This is a genomic window from Pseudahrensia aquimaris (genome assembly GCF_042676045.1).
Taxonomy (GTDB): domain Bacteria; phylum Pseudomonadota; class Alphaproteobacteria; order Rhizobiales; family Rhizobiaceae; genus Pseudahrensia; species Pseudahrensia aquimaris.
Genome location: NZ_JBHTJV010000003.1, coordinates 23,806 through 39,713 on the forward strand (window position 1 = coordinate 23,806; position 15,908 = coordinate 39,713).

17 protein-coding genes are annotated in these 15,908 nt (G+C 56.3%); 6 read left to right on the top strand and 11 right to left on the bottom strand.

Annotated elements, in window-relative coordinates; translation table 11 throughout:
• Positions 1-47: 47 nt before the first annotated feature.
• The 6 genes from sufD to ACFQ14_RS03700 all read right to left on the bottom strand — a co-directional run bounded on the left by sufD (position 48) and on the right by ACFQ14_RS03700 (position 5,667).
• A complete protein-coding gene (gene sufD / locus ACFQ14_RS03675; RefSeq protein WP_377211362.1) occupies positions 48-1,328 on the bottom strand; it encodes a Fe-S cluster assembly protein SufD in 1,281 nt (426 codons plus the stop codon).
• A 3-nt stretch (positions 1,329-1,331) separates the two neighbouring features.
• Positions 1,332-2,090 (bottom strand): Fe-S cluster assembly ATPase SufC, encoded by a 759-nt coding sequence (sufC, locus tag ACFQ14_RS03680; protein ID WP_377211363.1) that lies wholly within the window; start codon positions 2,088-2,090, stop codon positions 1,332-1,334.
• Positions 2,091-2,110: 20 nt separating this feature from the next.
• Positions 2,111-2,413, bottom strand: a complete 303-nt coding sequence (locus ACFQ14_RS03685; RefSeq protein WP_377211364.1) for a hypothetical protein — start codon at positions 2,411-2,413, stop codon at positions 2,111-2,113.
• A 4-nt stretch (positions 2,414-2,417) separates the two neighbouring features.
• Entirely contained in the window at positions 2,418-2,765 is a 348-nt protein-coding gene (locus tag ACFQ14_RS03690) for a GIY-YIG nuclease family protein (RefSeq protein ID WP_377211365.1), read from the bottom strand.
• A 102-nt stretch (positions 2,766-2,867) separates the two neighbouring features.
• The gene (gene sufB / locus ACFQ14_RS03695) at positions 2,868-4,421 is read right to left on the bottom strand and encodes a Fe-S cluster assembly protein SufB (protein WP_377211366.1); all 1,554 of its coding nucleotides are present in this window, start codon (positions 4,419-4,421) and stop codon (positions 2,868-2,870) included.
• Positions 4,422-4,449: 28 nt separating this feature from the next.
• Positions 4,450-5,667 (bottom strand): cysteine desulfurase family protein, encoded by a 1,218-nt coding sequence (locus tag ACFQ14_RS03700; protein ID WP_377211367.1) that lies wholly within the window; start codon positions 5,665-5,667, stop codon positions 4,450-4,452.
• Positions 5,668-6,004: 337 nt separating this feature from the next.
• Here ACFQ14_RS03700 and ACFQ14_RS03705 point away from each other — a divergent pair, with 337 nt between their 5' ends.
• Both ACFQ14_RS03705 and ACFQ14_RS03710 read left to right on the top strand, forming a co-directional pair.
• Positions 6,005-6,688 carry an alpha/beta hydrolase gene (locus ACFQ14_RS03705; protein ID WP_377211368.1) on the top strand — a complete coding sequence of 228 codons (684 nt, stop codon included), beginning with the start codon at positions 6,005-6,007 and terminating at the stop codon, positions 6,686-6,688.
• 83 nt (positions 6,689-6,771) lie between these two features.
• Positions 6,772-7,242, top strand: a complete 471-nt coding sequence (locus tag ACFQ14_RS03710) for a DM13 domain-containing protein (protein ID WP_377211369.1) — start codon at positions 6,772-6,774, stop codon at positions 7,240-7,242.
• Between the two features lie 15 nt (positions 7,243-7,257).
• Here the strand turns inward: ACFQ14_RS03710 and ACFQ14_RS03715 are convergent, their stop codons facing one another.
• From ACFQ14_RS03715 to ACFQ14_RS03725, 3 genes are all read right to left on the bottom strand, one after another.
• Positions 7,258-7,911, bottom strand: coding sequence for a hypothetical protein (locus tag ACFQ14_RS03715; RefSeq protein ID WP_377211370.1), 654 nt, complete (start codon positions 7,909-7,911; stop codon positions 7,258-7,260).
• Between the two features lie 11 nt (positions 7,912-7,922).
• Positions 7,923-8,684: a YebC/PmpR family DNA-binding transcriptional regulator gene (locus ACFQ14_RS03720; RefSeq protein WP_377211371.1), complete on the bottom strand. Its 762-nt coding sequence runs from the start codon at positions 8,682-8,684 to the stop codon at positions 7,923-7,925.
• Between the two features lie 96 nt (positions 8,685-8,780).
• Positions 8,781-9,470: a glutathione S-transferase family protein gene (locus ACFQ14_RS03725; RefSeq protein WP_377211372.1), complete on the bottom strand. Its 690-nt coding sequence runs from the start codon at positions 9,468-9,470 to the stop codon at positions 8,781-8,783.
• Positions 9,471-9,565: 95 nt separating this feature from the next.
• On the opposite strand from ACFQ14_RS03725, the gene ACFQ14_RS03730 reads away from it, so the two are divergent.
• From ACFQ14_RS03730 to ACFQ14_RS03740, 3 genes are read left to right on the top strand one after another with little or no spacing between them, the layout of a single operon-like run.
• Entirely contained in the window at positions 9,566-10,303 is a 738-nt protein-coding gene (locus ACFQ14_RS03730; protein WP_377211373.1) for a helix-turn-helix transcriptional regulator, read from the top strand.
• A gap of 24 nt (positions 10,304-10,327) precedes the next feature.
• Positions 10,328-12,208, top strand: a complete 1,881-nt coding sequence (recQ, locus tag ACFQ14_RS03735) for a DNA helicase RecQ (RefSeq protein WP_377211374.1) — start codon at positions 10,328-10,330, stop codon at positions 12,206-12,208.
• 5 nt (positions 12,209-12,213) lie between these two features.
• The gene (locus ACFQ14_RS03740) at positions 12,214-12,675 is read left to right on the top strand and encodes a GFA family protein (protein ID WP_377211375.1); all 462 of its coding nucleotides are present in this window, start codon (positions 12,214-12,216) and stop codon (positions 12,673-12,675) included.
• Here ACFQ14_RS03740 and ACFQ14_RS03745 read toward each other — a convergent pair.
• Both ACFQ14_RS03745 and ACFQ14_RS03750 read right to left on the bottom strand, forming a co-directional pair.
• Complete coding sequence (locus tag ACFQ14_RS03745; RefSeq protein ID WP_377211376.1) at positions 12,663-13,424, bottom strand: sulfite exporter TauE/SafE family protein; 762 nt, start codon at positions 13,422-13,424, stop codon at positions 12,663-12,665. The genes ACFQ14_RS03740 and ACFQ14_RS03745 overlap by 13 nt on opposite strands.
• Position 13,425: 1 nt before the next feature.
• On the bottom strand, positions 13,426-14,529 hold the full coding sequence (locus ACFQ14_RS03750) for an anhydro-N-acetylmuramic acid kinase (protein WP_377212061.1): 1,104 nt from the start codon (positions 14,527-14,529) through the stop codon (positions 13,426-13,428).
• Positions 14,530-14,643: 114 nt separating this feature from the next.
• On the opposite strand from ACFQ14_RS03750, the gene tyrS reads away from it, so the two are divergent.
• Positions 14,644-15,897: a tyrosine--tRNA ligase gene (gene tyrS, locus ACFQ14_RS03755; RefSeq protein WP_377211377.1), complete on the top strand. Its 1,254-nt coding sequence runs from the start codon at positions 14,644-14,646 to the stop codon at positions 15,895-15,897.
• Positions 15,898-15,908 lie beyond the last annotated feature (11 nt).

The window sequence follows — 15,908 nt, forward strand, 5'->3', positions numbered from 1 at the left end:
TGGCGTCACAGACCGCAAATTGACATGCGACTTAACCGACGCTCGCGCTAGACATGTTTGTCCAGCCAGACGTCCATTCGCGCTTCCAGCGCTTCTTCCAGCGGCTCGTCTATCATCTCTTGAAACGCTTCCGCCACAAATGCCTTGATCAACATGCGACGTGCGCGTTCTTCGGTTATGCCACGGGCCATAAGGTAGAACAGGTAGCTTTCTTCCAAATCTGTCACCGTCGCACCGTGAGCGCACTGCACATCATCGGCAAAGATTTCAAGTTCCGGTTTGGCAGAGAAATCGCAATCATCCGAAAGCAGCAGCGTGTTGCAGGCCATTTGCGCGTCAGTGAGTTGCGCTGGCTGCGCCACATTGATCTGGCCTTGGAACACACCACGACCGTGACCAGTAGCCACGTTGCGCATCAATTCGTTGGCGTTGGTATTCGGCACCAGATGATCGATGCGCGAAGTCACATCGATGTGTGCCTTGCCGCCCACCAGATTGACGCCCGCAATGTTCAACTCGGCCTGTTCGCCAGCCATGACAAAATTGATCTCTTGGCGAACGACATTGCCGCCGACATTGAGAATGAAAAGATTGAGAACAGAACTTTTGCCAAGCGTTGCGTTGAAACGGGCAAGGCGCGTGGCTGCGTCTCCGTTTTCGTTTGACAGGATGTAGTTGACCGTGGCGCCCTCACCGATTTCCAAATCGACAATTGCAGACGAAAAATAGTTGACGCCGTCTTTGCCAACCACACGGTCGATTATTTCACATTCGGCTTCTGCACCCACTTCGATGCGGTTGCGTATAGCGCCGATAACGTTTTCCTCGCCCGTATGCGCGTGGGCAAGGCCGATAGCCCTTTCGACTTTGGCACCGGCGTCGACTTTCAGCGTTGCACCGCCATTAGCGAAAAGCGTGTTCACCTGTTCTACAGCGTTGGCGGCACCTTCGGCCAATTCAAACCCGTCAGGAATTCCAATTTCAGCGCTTACGCCTGCTGGTAGATCTTCTTCCCAATCAAAGAAGTAGCCATCTCGGAAATGCAAAACCGTTGCATCTTTTGCCAACCGAACAAAACCCTTCGCAGCATCTTTCGCTGCTTCAACACTTGGCTTTTCGGCCAAAGCGTATTTGCCGGCCAACAGCGAACGCATGTCGGTGTAGTGGAAATATTCGATCCGCCGTGTTGGCAGACCGGATTGCTTGAGCGAGGCGAGCGCAAGCTCCCGCAGCTTTGCAAGGTTGGGCGTATCGCCTGCGTGGGGCTTTGCAGCCTCAAAAAGAGCGGTTTCACCTTCGGTGAAAATCTTGGTTGTATGGGCTGTCATGGTTTATGCCGCCGCTGCCGCGATGATGTCGGCATAGCCCTTCTCTTCCAGTTCCAGTGCGAGCGATTTGTCGCCCGATTTGATGATCTTGCCGTCGGACAGCACATGCACCGTGTCGGGCACGATGTGGTCGAGCAGACGCTGGTAGTGGGTGATGACGATCACTGCGCGGTTGGGGTCGCGCAGATGGTTCACGCCATCGGAGACGACCTTCAGCGCGTCAATATCGAGGCCGGAATCCGTCTCGTCCAGCACGCAAAGTTTTGGCTCCAGCAGGCTCATTTGCAAAATCTCAGCGCGTTTTTTCTCGCCGCCGGAGAAGCCTACGTTCACAGGACGCTTCAGCATGTTGAATTCGATTTGCAGATCTTTCGCCGCAGCGCGGACCTTTTTGATGAAGTCGGGCGTCGTTAGTTCCGCCTCGCCGCGCTGCTTGCGCTGCGCGTTCATGGCTTCCTTCAGGAACGTCATGGTCGGCACGCCGGGAATTTCCACCGGATACTGAAACGCCAGAAACAGGCCAGCCGCTGCACGCTCGGAGATGTCCATTTCCAGCAGGTCTTCACCGTTGTAAGTGATCGACCCTTCGGTGACTTCGTAGTCCTCCTTGCCCGAAAGCACATAGGAAAGCGTGGATTTGCCCGAACCATTCGGCCCCATAATAGCGGCAACCTCGCCGGCTTTGACCGACAGATTCAGCCCTTTGATAATTTCCGTGCCGTCTTCTTCGATACGCACATGCAGATTTTTGATTTCAAGCATTTTAGTTCTTCCAATACGGCCTAACCGGCCACCCATTTCATGTTCTTCTGAATTCCCTGCACGATCACCAGCGCGAAGGGTTCATCCCCGCCGGAGCCGTGCAGTGTTTTTCCGTCGAGCCATTCGATGACCCATGTTTTGTCTTTCGCCGGATAAATATCCGCAATCGCATCCGCCTTGCCCCGCCACTGCCCCGGAGCAAACACCGAAATAATGCCCGACTTGCCGTGCATTACGAGGTCCAACTCCATCCCCGCCTTCTTCAAGGCGCGAACGAGAATGGGATAGAAGTCCTCGCTGGTGGTGACGGGGTTGAAGGTCATTGTGTTATCCAAAGCCGCGTTCGCGGATCGTGTGGCATGGATTGTCCCGCTCATAGCAGGTTTCGAAAAGATCGTCCCAATCAGGGTTAAAGCCTTCAATCAATTCGAGCTTCCAAGCACGTCGATATTTCTTCAGTTCCTTCTCTCTTTCGATGGCAGTGACGATACTGTCATGGCGTTCATACCAGACCAGGTCCCTACAGCCGTGTTTGCTGGCGAAGCCGGGAAAACGAGCTGACTTATGTTCATGGGCTCGCCTTTGGAGTTCGCTTGTCACACCGGTGTATATCGTGCCGTTGCGTTTACTCGCCATGATGTAGACCCAACCGGACATTCTATCTAGCGCCGTCATTCCGGGGCTGCGAAGCAGAACCCGGAACCCAGAACGGAGAGTTCTCGGCACTGGGTTCCGGGTTCTCGCCATGCGAGCCCCGGAATGACGGAGTGAAAAACATCACCCCACACTCCCCTCCAGCGATATCCCGATCAGTTTTTGCGCTTCGACTGCGAATTCCATCGGTAATTCCTGAATTACCTCTTTCACAAAGCCGTTCACGATAAGCGCGATGGCTTCCTCTTCCGGGATGCCTCGCTGGAGGCAATAGAAGAGTTGGTCGTCCGAAATTTTCGACGTTGTTGCCTCGTGTTCCAGCTGGGCGTCTTGGTTCTTCGTCTCGATATACGGAACCGTGTGCGCGCCGCACTGATCGCCGATCAGGAGCGAGTCGCACTGCGTAAAGTTGCGCGCATCGCTGGCCTTACGGCCAATGCTCACGCGACCGCGATAGGTGTTGGACGAACGGCCCGCCGAAATGCCCTTGGAGATAATCCGGCTGGTCGTGTTCTTACCCAGATGTAGCATTTTGGTGCCGCTATCGACCTGCTGCATCCCGTTGGACACGGCAATCGAATAAAACTCGCCGCGCGAGCCGTCGCCGCGCAGAATGCAACTTGGATATTTCCACGTGATCGCGGAGCCGGTTTCCACCTGCGTCCACGAAATCTTGGAATTCTTGCCACGACAATCGCCACGCTTGGTCACAAAGTTGTAGATGCCACCCTTGCCGTTCTCATCGCCCGGATACCAGTTCTGAACCGTCGAATATTTGATCTCGGCATCGTCCATCGCCACAAGCTCGACCACAGCAGCGTGAAGCTGGTTCTCGTCGCGCTGGGGCGCCGTGCAGCCCTCCAGATAAGAAACGTAAGAGCCCTCTTCCGCGATGATGAGCGTGCGCTCGAACTGGCCGGTATTCTGCTCGTTGATGCGGAAATAGGTCGACAATTCCATCGGGCAGCGAACGCCTTTTGGAATGTATACGAACGTGCCGTCGGTGAAGACCGCACAGTTGAGCGTGGCGAAATAGTTGTCCGTCACAGGCACAACCGTCGCCATGTATTTCTTCACGAGGTCTGGGTAGTCCTTGATGGCCTCGCTGATGGAGCAGAAAATCACGCCCGCTTTAGCAAGCTCATCGCGGAATGTGGTGACGACCGAAATTGAATCAAACACAGCATCCACCGCCACGCGGCCAGATTTATACATCTGTTCGCCGAGGTCATCTTCGCCGTCGTCGCCAGCATCGCCATTCTTGGCGGCCAGCGCCTCCTGGGTTTTCGTCACGCCCGCAAGAATTTCCTGCTCGCGCAGGGGAATGCCGAGTTTCTCGTAGGTTTTCAACAGTTCGGGATCGACCTCATCGAGCGACTTGGGGCCATCCTCGAAATTCTTCGGCGCGGCGTAATAATAGATGTCCTGATAGTCGATCTTGTCGTACTCGACGCGCGCCCAATCCGGCTCTTCCATTGCCTTCCAGCGCTCGAAAGCGTCCAGACGCCATTGCAGCATCCATTCGGGTTCGCCCTTCTTGGCGGAGATGAAGCGGATCGTGCTTTCATCCAGCCCCTTGGGCGCCTTGTCGGATTCGATATCCGTTGAAAAGCCGTACTTATACTGGTCGATATCCAGCGTTTTGACGGTGTCGATGGTTTCCTGAACGGCGACCATGGTTTTTCTCCAGATTTGTGGCGCAGCGTTATGCGGCGCCTGAAATTTCTTGTTGTTCGTCCCGCCCGACCATTTCGGCCAAACGGCGGGTTATGCGTTCAAACGCTCGTTCGAAATGGGCAACATCAGCCTGCGTTGAGTTCCAACCCAAACTCACCCGTATTGCACCGCGGGCGATTTCTTCGTCCACGCCCATTGCTTCAAGCACATGGCTGCGGCCAACCTTGCCCGATGAACAGGCGGAGCCGGATGAGACAGCAACGCCGTCGAGGTCAAAAGCGATCAGTGCCGTTTCGGCTTTCAGGCCGCGCACCGAAAACAAAAGCGTGTTGCCGATGCGTGGTGCACTTTGGCCGAAAACTTCAATTCGATCCTCCGCCAAATCCTGCTTTGTGCATATAGGAATGAGCATGCCCTCTATCGAGTCCCGCAACTGCGTTATTTGGGCATAGTCAGCGGCGTTTTGGGCGGCTTCTGCGGCCGCTGCTCCAAATCCGGCAATCGCGGCAACGTTTTCCGTGCCCGCACGGCGGTTTTTCTCCTGCCCGCCACCGCGAATCGCAGACGGAATATCCAAGACCTGATGGGCAATCACCAAAGCGCCAATGCCCTGCGGACCGCCGAGCTTGTGAGCCGAGAGCATCAGGAAATCGACGCCCAATTCCGCCACATCAATCGGCATGCGCCCTGCGGCCTGCACGGCATCGCACAGTGTATAGCCGCCTTTAAGACGAACCTTTTGGGCCAGCTTGGCAACTGGCTGGATCACCCCACTTTCGCTGTTGACCAATTGCAGCGCCATATACGGTACGCCTTGGGCGGTGTCGTGAGCATCCAGCATGGCGTCAAACGCGGCTTCATCGACAACGCCATTCGCAAGTACGGGAATTTCAGAAATCTGCGAGGCTTTGAACCGCCCGCCCTCCAAAACGCAGGGGTGCTCGGTCGCCAAAACATACAAATGCGAGGCCGGGCGTGGGGTGCCATCGCTGGTTATGTCTGGTGTCAGTGCCAGATGGGCCGCTTCCGTCGCGCTGCCGGTGAAGACGACTGCATCTTTCTCCGCACCCACCAGCGTCGCCACCTGCGCACGAGCGCCTTCAATCGTTGCTCGCGCCGCGCGCCCCTCGCCGTGGATCGAAGACGGGTTACCGCAAGCATGCATCGCAGCGATCATTGCATCACGCGCAGCAGGGCGCAGGGCGCTGCTTGCATTGTGATCCAGATAGGCACGATTCGGCGTCATGGTCCTACGGTTTCCTCGGTTTTCGCACGCCCGCCACAGGTGTGGAGCGATGCACTTGCATCCAAACAGCGCTAAAGGAGTGCAGCCCGCCGTGTTTTCCTTGAAAAAGGCAGCGTACTTGACCTATGTAGCGGTTCGAAAAGGGCGGACACGCCGCCCCCAACAGATTTGAACAGTTCTAAACTAGGGATAAGAACCGCCCATCGCCCCGTCAAGCGGGGCCAGCGGTCTTTCTGGTCGCACCTCGTGAAACGATTGTTTCAACCCCTTGGGGTTTGCAAACTACGGCGGTGCTAATAGCCAGACCCAAGCGAACGGACCGAGCCGGAGTGCGACGATGCCTGAAGTTATTTTTACCGGTCCTGAAGGACGCCTTGAAGCCCGCTATCAGCCTTCAGAAGACAAGAATGCGCCCATCGCGATCATCCTGCATCCGCATCCGCATCCTCAGTTTGGCGGCACGATGAACCATCCCATCGTCTACAATCTGTTCTATATGTTTCAGGAGCGCGGCTTCACGACCCTGCGCTTTAACTTCCGGGGCGTTGGCCGCAGTCAGGGCGAATTTGACCACGGCATTGGCGAATTGTCCGACGCCGCCGCCGCTCTCGACTGGATTCAGGGTCTACACCCCGATTCGACAGGCTGTTGGGTCGCTGGCTTCTCTTTCGGTTCCTGGATCGGCATGCAGCTTTTGATGCGCCGTCCGGAAATCGAAGGCTATATGTCGATTGCCCCGCAGCCCAACATCTACGACTTCGCCTTTCTCGCCCCCTGCCCGTCTTCCGGCCTCATCATTCACGGCGAAGAAGACCGCGTTTCGCGGCCCGAACACGTGCAAACGCTGGTCGACAAACTGCGCAGCCAGAAGGGCATCACGACCACCCAGATCACCATGCCGGGCGCTAACCACTTCTTCACCGAGCACCAGGAAGAACTGATCGACGAGTGCGCGCTCTATCTCGACAAGCGGCTGGGCTATATCGAAGGCGGCATCGAAGAGACGATGCTGCTGCGGTAATAACAAAACGTGATGGGTCTGATTGGACGGGGTGGTTCGGTCTAGGTAAGCTGAAAGACCGCGCCCCACCTCAAGGACAGCTCATGCGTCGACTTACTCTCGAACTTTTCAGCCATGGCGTGGTTCTCGCCATCGGTTTCGCTTTGGGCATATATTTTCTACCGATCCTGACTGCTCCACCTTCTCCAGATGCTTCAACGCTGGAACAAGCGGCGAAAGACGCGGTCTTCGAAGTTGCCTTGGCCGAGGGTTTACGCGGCAACGACACGCTTCATCGGGGGGAAGGCAAGGTCAGTATCACGCGAACGCAAATCGTCCATACAGGTCGGCTCGCGCCGGGACCGGATTATATGGTCTATCTTGTGCCCCAATTCGTTGAACACAAAGACGAGTTTGCTCCGCTGAGAGAAAAGAGCCGCGTGATCGGCTCGGTCAAATCCTTCAACGGTTTCACACTGGATCTGCCGGGTGACGTTGACCCCGCTCAGTTCACAACCGTGCTTATATGGTGCGAAGCCTTCGGAGAATTCATCGCTGCGGGGAAGTATCGATAACCTACTGATGTTTGATCAGACACTCAAAATGAACTGCGCTGCATGATCCCTGTCTCGCGACGCCCATCCTTGGGGGTGGCGAGTGATGAAAGCCAGACCGCCGTCAGCAGTCCGATAAGCTTTTACTTTACGCACGGTGTCAGGCACCGAAAACTCTTTGAACCCTGCCTTTGATAGATAACCTTCAAGCGCGCGCTGCTGATAGCCAAGGGTAGTGAAAACCGACTTATGTGGCCTCAAAGAAGTGAGCTCATCTTCCAGCGCCTTCAGGCAGATGTCTTCAATTTGCAGCCATTCACGCCCCATCGGCGGTCGTGAAACCAATGTATCTATCTTGGCCAAGTTGCTCCAAGCCATCAAACTCCGATCTGAACACAACTCATCGGCAAATGACCAAAACGCAGACGGATTGCGCCGCTCCATCATCCATCTTGTTGATGCAACGGCTCCAGCCAATTGGTCTAAAGTATGCCCCACTTCGCTTATCCTTGGACCGCCGGCCTTTCCGACATAGAAGATTGAACCAGCGCTGCCAGGTGAGTAGGAAGGGCCGACAGCAGTAGCGAACGGTTCGGGTGTTGCCCACGATGACAAGGCAGAACTGTTGGCAAGTTCGCACAATTCCTCCCAATTTTGTCGTCTTATGAGGCTTTGTTTGAGGGCGATCATCACGCTTTCACTCAAGCAGCGCTCAGTTTTTCCATCACCTCGTCGCTGATTTCGAAGTTTGAATAGACGTTTTGCACATCGTCGTCGTCTTCCAGCGTGCCGATGAGTTTCATCAACGTTCCGGCCTTGTCTTCGTCAACCGGGATGGTGTTTTGCGGCTTCCAGATCGTATTGACCGATTCCGCTTCACCCAAAGCCGCTTCGAGGTTCTTGGAAACTTCGCCGAGGTCTTCAAAGGCGCACAAGATGGTGTGGCCCTCACCCTCTTCCGACATGTCCGAGGTCACGTCGTCGGCACCAGCTTCGATGGCGGCTTCCATCACCGTATCCTCATCGCCCACCGATGCGGGATACTTGATCTCTCCTACCCGGTCGAACATGAAGGACACAGACCCCGTTTCCCCCATTTGCCCGCCGTTCTTTGTGAAATAAGACCGCACCGCGCCAGCAGAGCGGTTTTTGTTGTCCGTCAGACATTCCACGATGACCGCCGTGCCGCCGGGGCCATAGCCCTCGTAGCGGATTTCGAAATAATCATCTCCGTCACCCGCTTGCCCCTTGTTGACAGCACGGAGGATGTTGTCCTTCGGCATGGAAAGGCCGCGGGCATTGGCAATTGCCAGGCGCAGGCGCGGGTTTCCGTCCGGATCCGGTCCGCCCATTTTGGAGGCGACGGTGATTTCCTTCGACAGTTTAGCAAACTGCTTTGAGCGCACAGCGTCCTGACGACCTTTGCGGTGCATGATGTTTTTGAATTTGGAATGGCCGGCCATGTTCCAACTCCGCTTCTTTGAACCTGTTTGGCCGCTTATAGGCAAGCCGCCAGAGAGGGGCAAGACAGAGCCAACACATCAGGAAGGCGGGCAAGGCTAGCCAAACAATTCCCGGCTCAGCCGCTCGTGATAAGCTACCAAATTCGCATGCGCCTTCACCATACGGCCCGATGGCGTGTCCAAGGTACACGGAATCAGACCTTCCAAAGCGCCAAACAGGCTCGCGTCAATGCTGCTGATTTTGTCGCCCATGAAATAGCGCTGATCGCCCAACTGGGTGGCAAGCGCATCGACATCATCCTGGGTCATCGCCTCCATCTGCTCGCGGGTGTGGCGGCTTAGCCCCGTCATGTGGAGCATCTTTGTGATGTTCCTGTTGACCACTTTGAAGATGATGCCGCGCAGCAGTTTTGGCGCGTCGGCAAAATAACCGTCGCGCACAGCCTGCGGATGGTCGGCCCAGCGGTAATGGGCATTGAGGTAATAGAAGTGATCCTCAATCAGACGGCGGAACGCTGTCGCATGGGCACGTTGAAGGTCGCTGAGGTGACTGTCAAAATCGATGTTGTGGACCTGTTCCAGATGGGTCTGAATGTGCGCCGTATCGGGGATAAGCGTGCCGCCATCATCCAGCACGGGCAGCTTGCCACGCGGGGCTTTGCGCACGTCGGAAACTTCCGTCGTATAGTCGAGGCCCGACATGGCCAGCAGCGCCTCGCCTTTTACCGCAAAGGGGCTGGGTGAGCGGGTCCCAAGGCAGGGAGCGAAGGTGAGAAGTTTGAGCATGGGAGGTGTCTTTCGCGGCTGTGGTGTTGTCTGACAGTGTTGTAACCCATCACTGCTGACAGCATGGTGTCAGTAGTGAAATGCGAGTATACCCCATGAGACGCGCTGACCGCCTGCTTCAGATTATCCAATTGCTGCGCCGCGCGCGCGGGCCGATCACGTCTGCGCAAATGGCAGCGGAGCTGGAAGTCTCGCAACGCACACTCTACCGCGATATCGTCAGTTTGGAGAGCACGGGCGTTCCCATTCGCGGCGAAGCGGGCATTGGCTATGTGCTGGAAGACGGCTTTGACATGCCGCCGCTGATGTTCACCACGGCGGAACTGGAAGCGCTGGTTTTGGGCGCGCGGATGGTGGACGGGCGCGTGGATAGCCAGCTTTCCCGGGCCGCAAAGGACGCCATTGCCAAGATCGAGGCGGTTGTGCCGCCCGGCCTGAGGGAAGTCTTGCTGGACACGCCACTCTACGCTCCGCTGTTTGCGCCGCGAGACGAAGAACGTGACGCGCTGGTGCAGACCATCCGCACCGCCTTGCGGCAGGAGCGCAAACTTGCGCTGCACTACCGCGATCTGAAGGGGGATAAAAGCCAGCGGATCGTCTGGCCGATCCTGATTTCGCTGTTCGCGGATGTGACGGTTTTCGCAGGCTGGTGCGAGATGCGCGAAGACTTTCGCACCTTCCGCCTCGACGGTGTTGTCGCCTGCGACGTGCTGGACGCCAAACTGCCTGAGCGCCGCCGCAGGCTCTATGCACGATGGCGTTCAACGCAGGCGGCAAGTTACCGCGAAGGCAGTTTGGCGAAAGCGCGGGGGGCGCAGGTGTTTGGCATTTGACCTCGATCTTGAGGCTCTTACGGTGTGGCAACGATTCGCAAATCATCAAGCCAGACCATGCTCGACACGCCAGCCACCCTTCCCGCCGTCCGCGCCATCACCGCAGACAAGCGCGACGTGCTGCGCGATGTTTTCGGCTACGACAATTTCCGCCCCGGTCAGGAGGAAATTATCGACACGCTGATCGGCGGCAAATCGGTTTTGGCGGTTATGCCAACGGGCGCGGGCAAATCGCTGTGCTTTCAGGTGCCGGCATTGGCGATGGATGGACTGTCCATCGTCATCTCGCCCTTGGTCGCGCTGATGCAAGATCAGGTTGCCGCGTTGAAACTGGCGGGCGTAGCGGCGGAAGCCATTCACTCGGCGCAGGACCGGGAGGCCAATGTGTCCGCCTGGCAGAGGGTTGCGTCAGGCGAGACGCGCATCCTCTACATGGCGCCGGAACGGCTGATGACAGAACGGATGCTGGATGCGCTGTCGCGGTTCGAGATCAGCCTGTTCGCCATCGACGAAGCGCATTGCATGTCGAAATGGGGGCCGTCGTTCCGACCCGAATACGCGCAGCTTGGCGTTTTGGCGCAGCGCTTCCCCGGCATCCCCATCGCGGCGATGACGGCAACGGCAGACGAAGCAACGCGGCGCGACATTGAACTGCAATTGTTCGACGGCACGCACCGCACTTTTGTCTCCGGCTTTGACCGCCCGAACATCACGCTGAACGTTGCGGTGAAGCAGCGGTGGAAAGATCAGTTGCTGGATTATCTCGACGCGCACCGGGGCGAAAACGGCATCATTTACTGCCTGTCGCGCAAGAAGTGCGAGGAGGTTGCCGAAATGCTGTCAGGCGAAGGTTTCGATGCCATCGCCTACCATGCAGGGCTGGACAAGGACGACCGTTCGGCGCGGCAGAACAGATTTGTAACCGAAAGCGGTGTCGTTATGTGCGCCACCATCGCCTTCGGCATGGGCATCGACAAGCCGGACGTACGTTTCGTGTTTCACACGGACCTGCCCGGTTCCATCGAAGCCTATTATCAGGAAATCGGTCGAGCGGGCCGCGATGGCGATCCGGCGGATGCCCATATGCTGTTTGGTCCCGGCGATATCCGTCTGCGGCGGCAATTCATCGAGCAGGAGGACAGCGAGGACGACCACAAACGCCGCGAGATCAGCCGGCTCAATTCGCTGATTTCCTATGCAGAAGCCCAAGGTTGCAGACGCCAGACGCTGCTTTCGTATTTTGGGGAGACGACTGAACCGTGCGGAAATTGCGACAATTGCAAAAGCCCGGTGACGCTGAAAGACGGCAGCGAAGAGGCGAATTTGGTCATTTCGGCCATTTTGGAAACCGGAGAGATTTATGGCCAAGCGCACATTATCGACGTAGTGCGCGGGGCGGAGACGGAAAAGGTCCTCAAAGCAAAGCACGACAGGCTGCACTGCCACGGCACCGGCTCCAGCATTTCGCGCCCGCAGTGGCAATCTATCGTTCGGCAAATGGTGGCGGCCGGTTTGGTGGAGATTGATATCGCCGGTTATTCAAGCCTTAGGCTAACGGACAAAGGCAATGCGTTCACGAGAGGTGACGGGGCATTTAACTACCGCGAGGAAGAACCGCGCCTTCGCCGCAAGACAACCAGCGATTCCGGGCCGTATCGTCCTGCCGTCGCGCTCGATTTGTCCGACCGGGATATGGATCTTTTAGGCGCGCTGAAAAAGAAACGGCTGGAATTGGCGCAGGAGCGCAACGTTCCTGCTTATGTGATTTTTCCCGATAAGACACTGGCCGAAATCGCCAGCCGCCGCCCGACGAGTATTGAAGAGTTCGCGGAGATTAAAGGGGTTGGCAAAAGCAAATTGTCAGCTTTTGGCGCTCTGTTTATCGACGTTGTGAAAGGATATTGAGAACGATGATCACCTTGCCCCTCAAAGGTGGCTGCCAGTGCGGGCAACTGCGCTACGAAATCAACGCCCTGCCCCAAACCCTCTATTGCTGCCATTGCACGGAATGCCAGGCGCAATCGGCCTCCGCATTCGGCACCTCGCTTCGGTGCGACGGGGCGTCCGTCAAACTCTCGGGAGAGGCCAAGAGCTTTCGGCGCGATAAAGGCCGTTCGACAGAAGTGGAATGCTTGTTCTGCCCCTATTGCGGATCTCGCGTTCTACACAGGCGAGACTCCAGTTCGGTCGATTGCAGTATCAAAGGCGGCTCGCTGGACGACAAGCATGGAATGGAGCCAGTCGGCCACATTTGGACGCGCAGCAAGCAGGGTTGGGTAGAATTGCCGGACGAGACGCTGCAATTCGAAACGCAGCCCGAAGACGGCTATGTCGAATTGATCGCAGCCTTCTCCAAGCGCTACGGCCCGTAGGCTCGCCATAGATAGACGGCGCTGACCAAAAGCCCAAACGCGATCACCAAAAAGCGCATGACGGGTTGGGACAGTTTTTTCGACAAAACACCGCCAGCCGCCCCGCCAATTGTGGCCCCAGCCATCATGGCGAAGGCTTGAGGCCACGCCACTAATCCCGTTGATGCAACTACACCTATACTGACCAATGCAATAACTGTCCCAGCGGCGTTCTTCATCGCGTTGGCAATGTGGGCGTTCGTGTAGCCAGCGATTGTAAACGAAGCGAGCAAGATAACGCCCAATCCTGCACCAAAATAACCGCCGTAGATCGAAAAAAAGAACAGAAGAACACGGCCTAGAATGTCAGACCCCCTGTCAGCTAGCAGTCCTTCAATGCCTTTTCGTATTTGACGACCGGCAGCAAAAATAATCACGGCGCTAAGCATCAACCACGGCAGCAGCTTGGTGAAAGTCCCTTCGCCAAGCCAAAGCAAAACCAAAACACCAACCAGACCACCAGCAGCACAGATGGCCATATCAACCCAAAGTCTGCGGCCTAAGCCAAGTAATTCGTCTTTGAACGCAGGAACGGCAGCAGCATTGCTAGGCAAAAGCGCCACAAAATTGGTTGCGTTTGCGACCAGTGGCGGCAGACCCGAAGCCATCAGAACAGGAAAGGAAATGAATGTCGCGCCACCCGCGATGGAATTAAAAACTCCGGCAATGATGCCGACAAAGAAAAGGATGGCCAGTGTCGTCAATTCCATATCAGGCGTCTTTCGCTTCTTTAGCGGGGGCGAAAACACCTCCAGACATTGGCTGTGGACAACCCGTCGTCGTCGGGAAAGTAAGTGGCAGATCGGCGCGGGCACGAATTGCCAGATATGCGAAGGCTTGCGCTTCCATCATATCGCCATCGAGATTGACGTCTTCGGCTGAGTGAACAGAAGCAGAGTATTCGCCAGCCAACTCCCGCAGATCAGACATGATCGCCCTGTTGTGGCGACCACCGCCGCAGACGATCCAGTTTTTCGGCGGCTCAGGCAGATGGTCTAGACCAGCGAAAATGGCTTCCGCTGTCAGTCGAGCCAAAGAGCGAGCACCATCGCTTAAATCTGCCTCGCTTGGGTCCAGCGCAGGGAAATCGAGGCGGTCGAGCGATTTTGGAAGCGTTTTCTGGAAATAGGGCGTGGCCATATAACGCTCAACAACGGTGCCGACGACTTGACCTTCAGAGGCTATCGCACCTGCAGCATCATAAGGAATTCCACCAACTGTTTGCATCCATTGGTCGATCAGAGCATTTCCTGGGCCGGTGTCAAAAGCCACGGGCGGATCGCCCTCACGCAAATAAGTGATGTTCGAAATACCGCCGATGTTGACGAAACAAATCGGGCCTTCGATATGCAGTCGGGTCGCGAGCGCTTCGTGGAACACCGGTACGAGCGGCGCACCCTGACCACCAGCAGCGATATCCGCAGCGCGCATGTCGAACACCGTGTCGATGCCAAGTTCCCTGGCAAGCATGTGACCGTCTCCGATTTGGACTGTCAGCCGCTCATCGGGACGATGCAGCACAGTTTGGCCGTGAAAGCCGATGAGATCGATATCGGAAGGGCGCAGGTTGTTGACTTTGAGGAATTGACCCACAGCTTCAACATGGCGCTGGATGATCATGGCTTCAGCGTCACCCAGCGCTCCGAGACGTTCGGTGCGAATCCTAATTTGAGCGGCGTCGACAAGCGCTCGTTCCAAAAGAGTCCGGTCAGAAGGAGAATAGCCACAAGAGATGCTGGGGCCAAATTCTATCCACCCTTCGCCATCGCTTGATAGCATGGCCACATCGATCCCATCCATCGAAGTTCCACTCATCAAGCCAATTGCCGTTTTCAAGGCGTCTCTCCGGTGTTAGACGGTGCGCACACCGCATCCGGGCGCGTATGCCCGTTTGCCCGCAAATCCACAAGACGAAACGCATTCTCTCCCATGACCGCATTCAAATCCGATTTCCTGCGCATGCTCAATGAGCGTGGCTTCATCCACCAAACTTCTGACGACAGAGGGTTGGACGACATGCTCAGCAAAGAGACTGTGACCGCATATATTGGCTTTGATGCAACAGCCAAAAGCCTGCACGTCGGCTCCATGACGCAGATCATGCTGCTCTATTGGCTGCAGCAAACGGGCCATCGCCCAATTGTTTTGATGGGAGGCGGGACGTCTATGGTGGGTGATCCTTCGGGCAAAGACGAAGCACGTCAGTTGCTGACCGCTGAGGGCATTGAGGCGAACAAGGCAGCGATCAAGAAGTGCTTTTCGTCATTCCTGACCTTCGGAGAAGGTTCTACAGACGCCGTGATGGCAGATAATGCGGAATGGTTGCTGAAACTAAACTATGTCGAATTTCTTCGAGACTATGGCCGCCATCTTTCAGTGAACGCCATGCTTGCCCGCGACTCGGTCAAAACACGGCTTGAGCGAGAGCAACACCTCTCGTTTTTGGAATTCAATTACATGTGTCTGCAGGCCTATGACTATGTAGAACTAAACAAACGCTTCGACTGCCGCTTGCAGATGGGAGGATCGGACCAATGGGGCAATATCGTCTCTGGTGTTGATCTTGGCCGCCGCGCAGGCGCTGAACAACTCTATGCCCTGACGACACCGCTTCTGGCCACGTCTTCGGGTGCGAAGATGGGCAAAACAGCCGATGGTGCTGTGTGGCTGAACCCGGACATGCTGCCTGTATTCGATTTCTGGCAATACTGGCGCAACACGGAAGACGAAGATGTCGGCAAGTTTCTGCGCCTGTTCACCACCCTGCCGCTTGATGAAATCTCGAAATTGGAAAGCTTGCAAGGTGCCGAGTTAAACGAGGCCAAAAAGGTGCTTGCGACGAATGCGACGGCGCTTGTTCATGGTCAAGACGCCGCTGATAAAGCCGCTGAAACTGCGCGGCAGACCTTTGAACAAGGCGCTATCGCGCAAGACTTGCCCACCGTCACAGTGCCGGAAGCGGCGCTGGCCAGCGGCATTGGGATTCTCAACTTGGTTGTCACTGCAGGTCTGGCTAAGTCGAACGGCGAAGCGCGACGGCACATTCAGGGTGGCGCTGTGAAGGTGAACGATCAGGCGGTCACGGATGCCACTGTTTCGGCAGACTTATCATGGCTCAACGAAGATGGCGTGATGAAGGTGTCGTTTGGCAAGAAGAAGCATGTTCTCGTTCGACCGGAATAGAACTGCTTCCC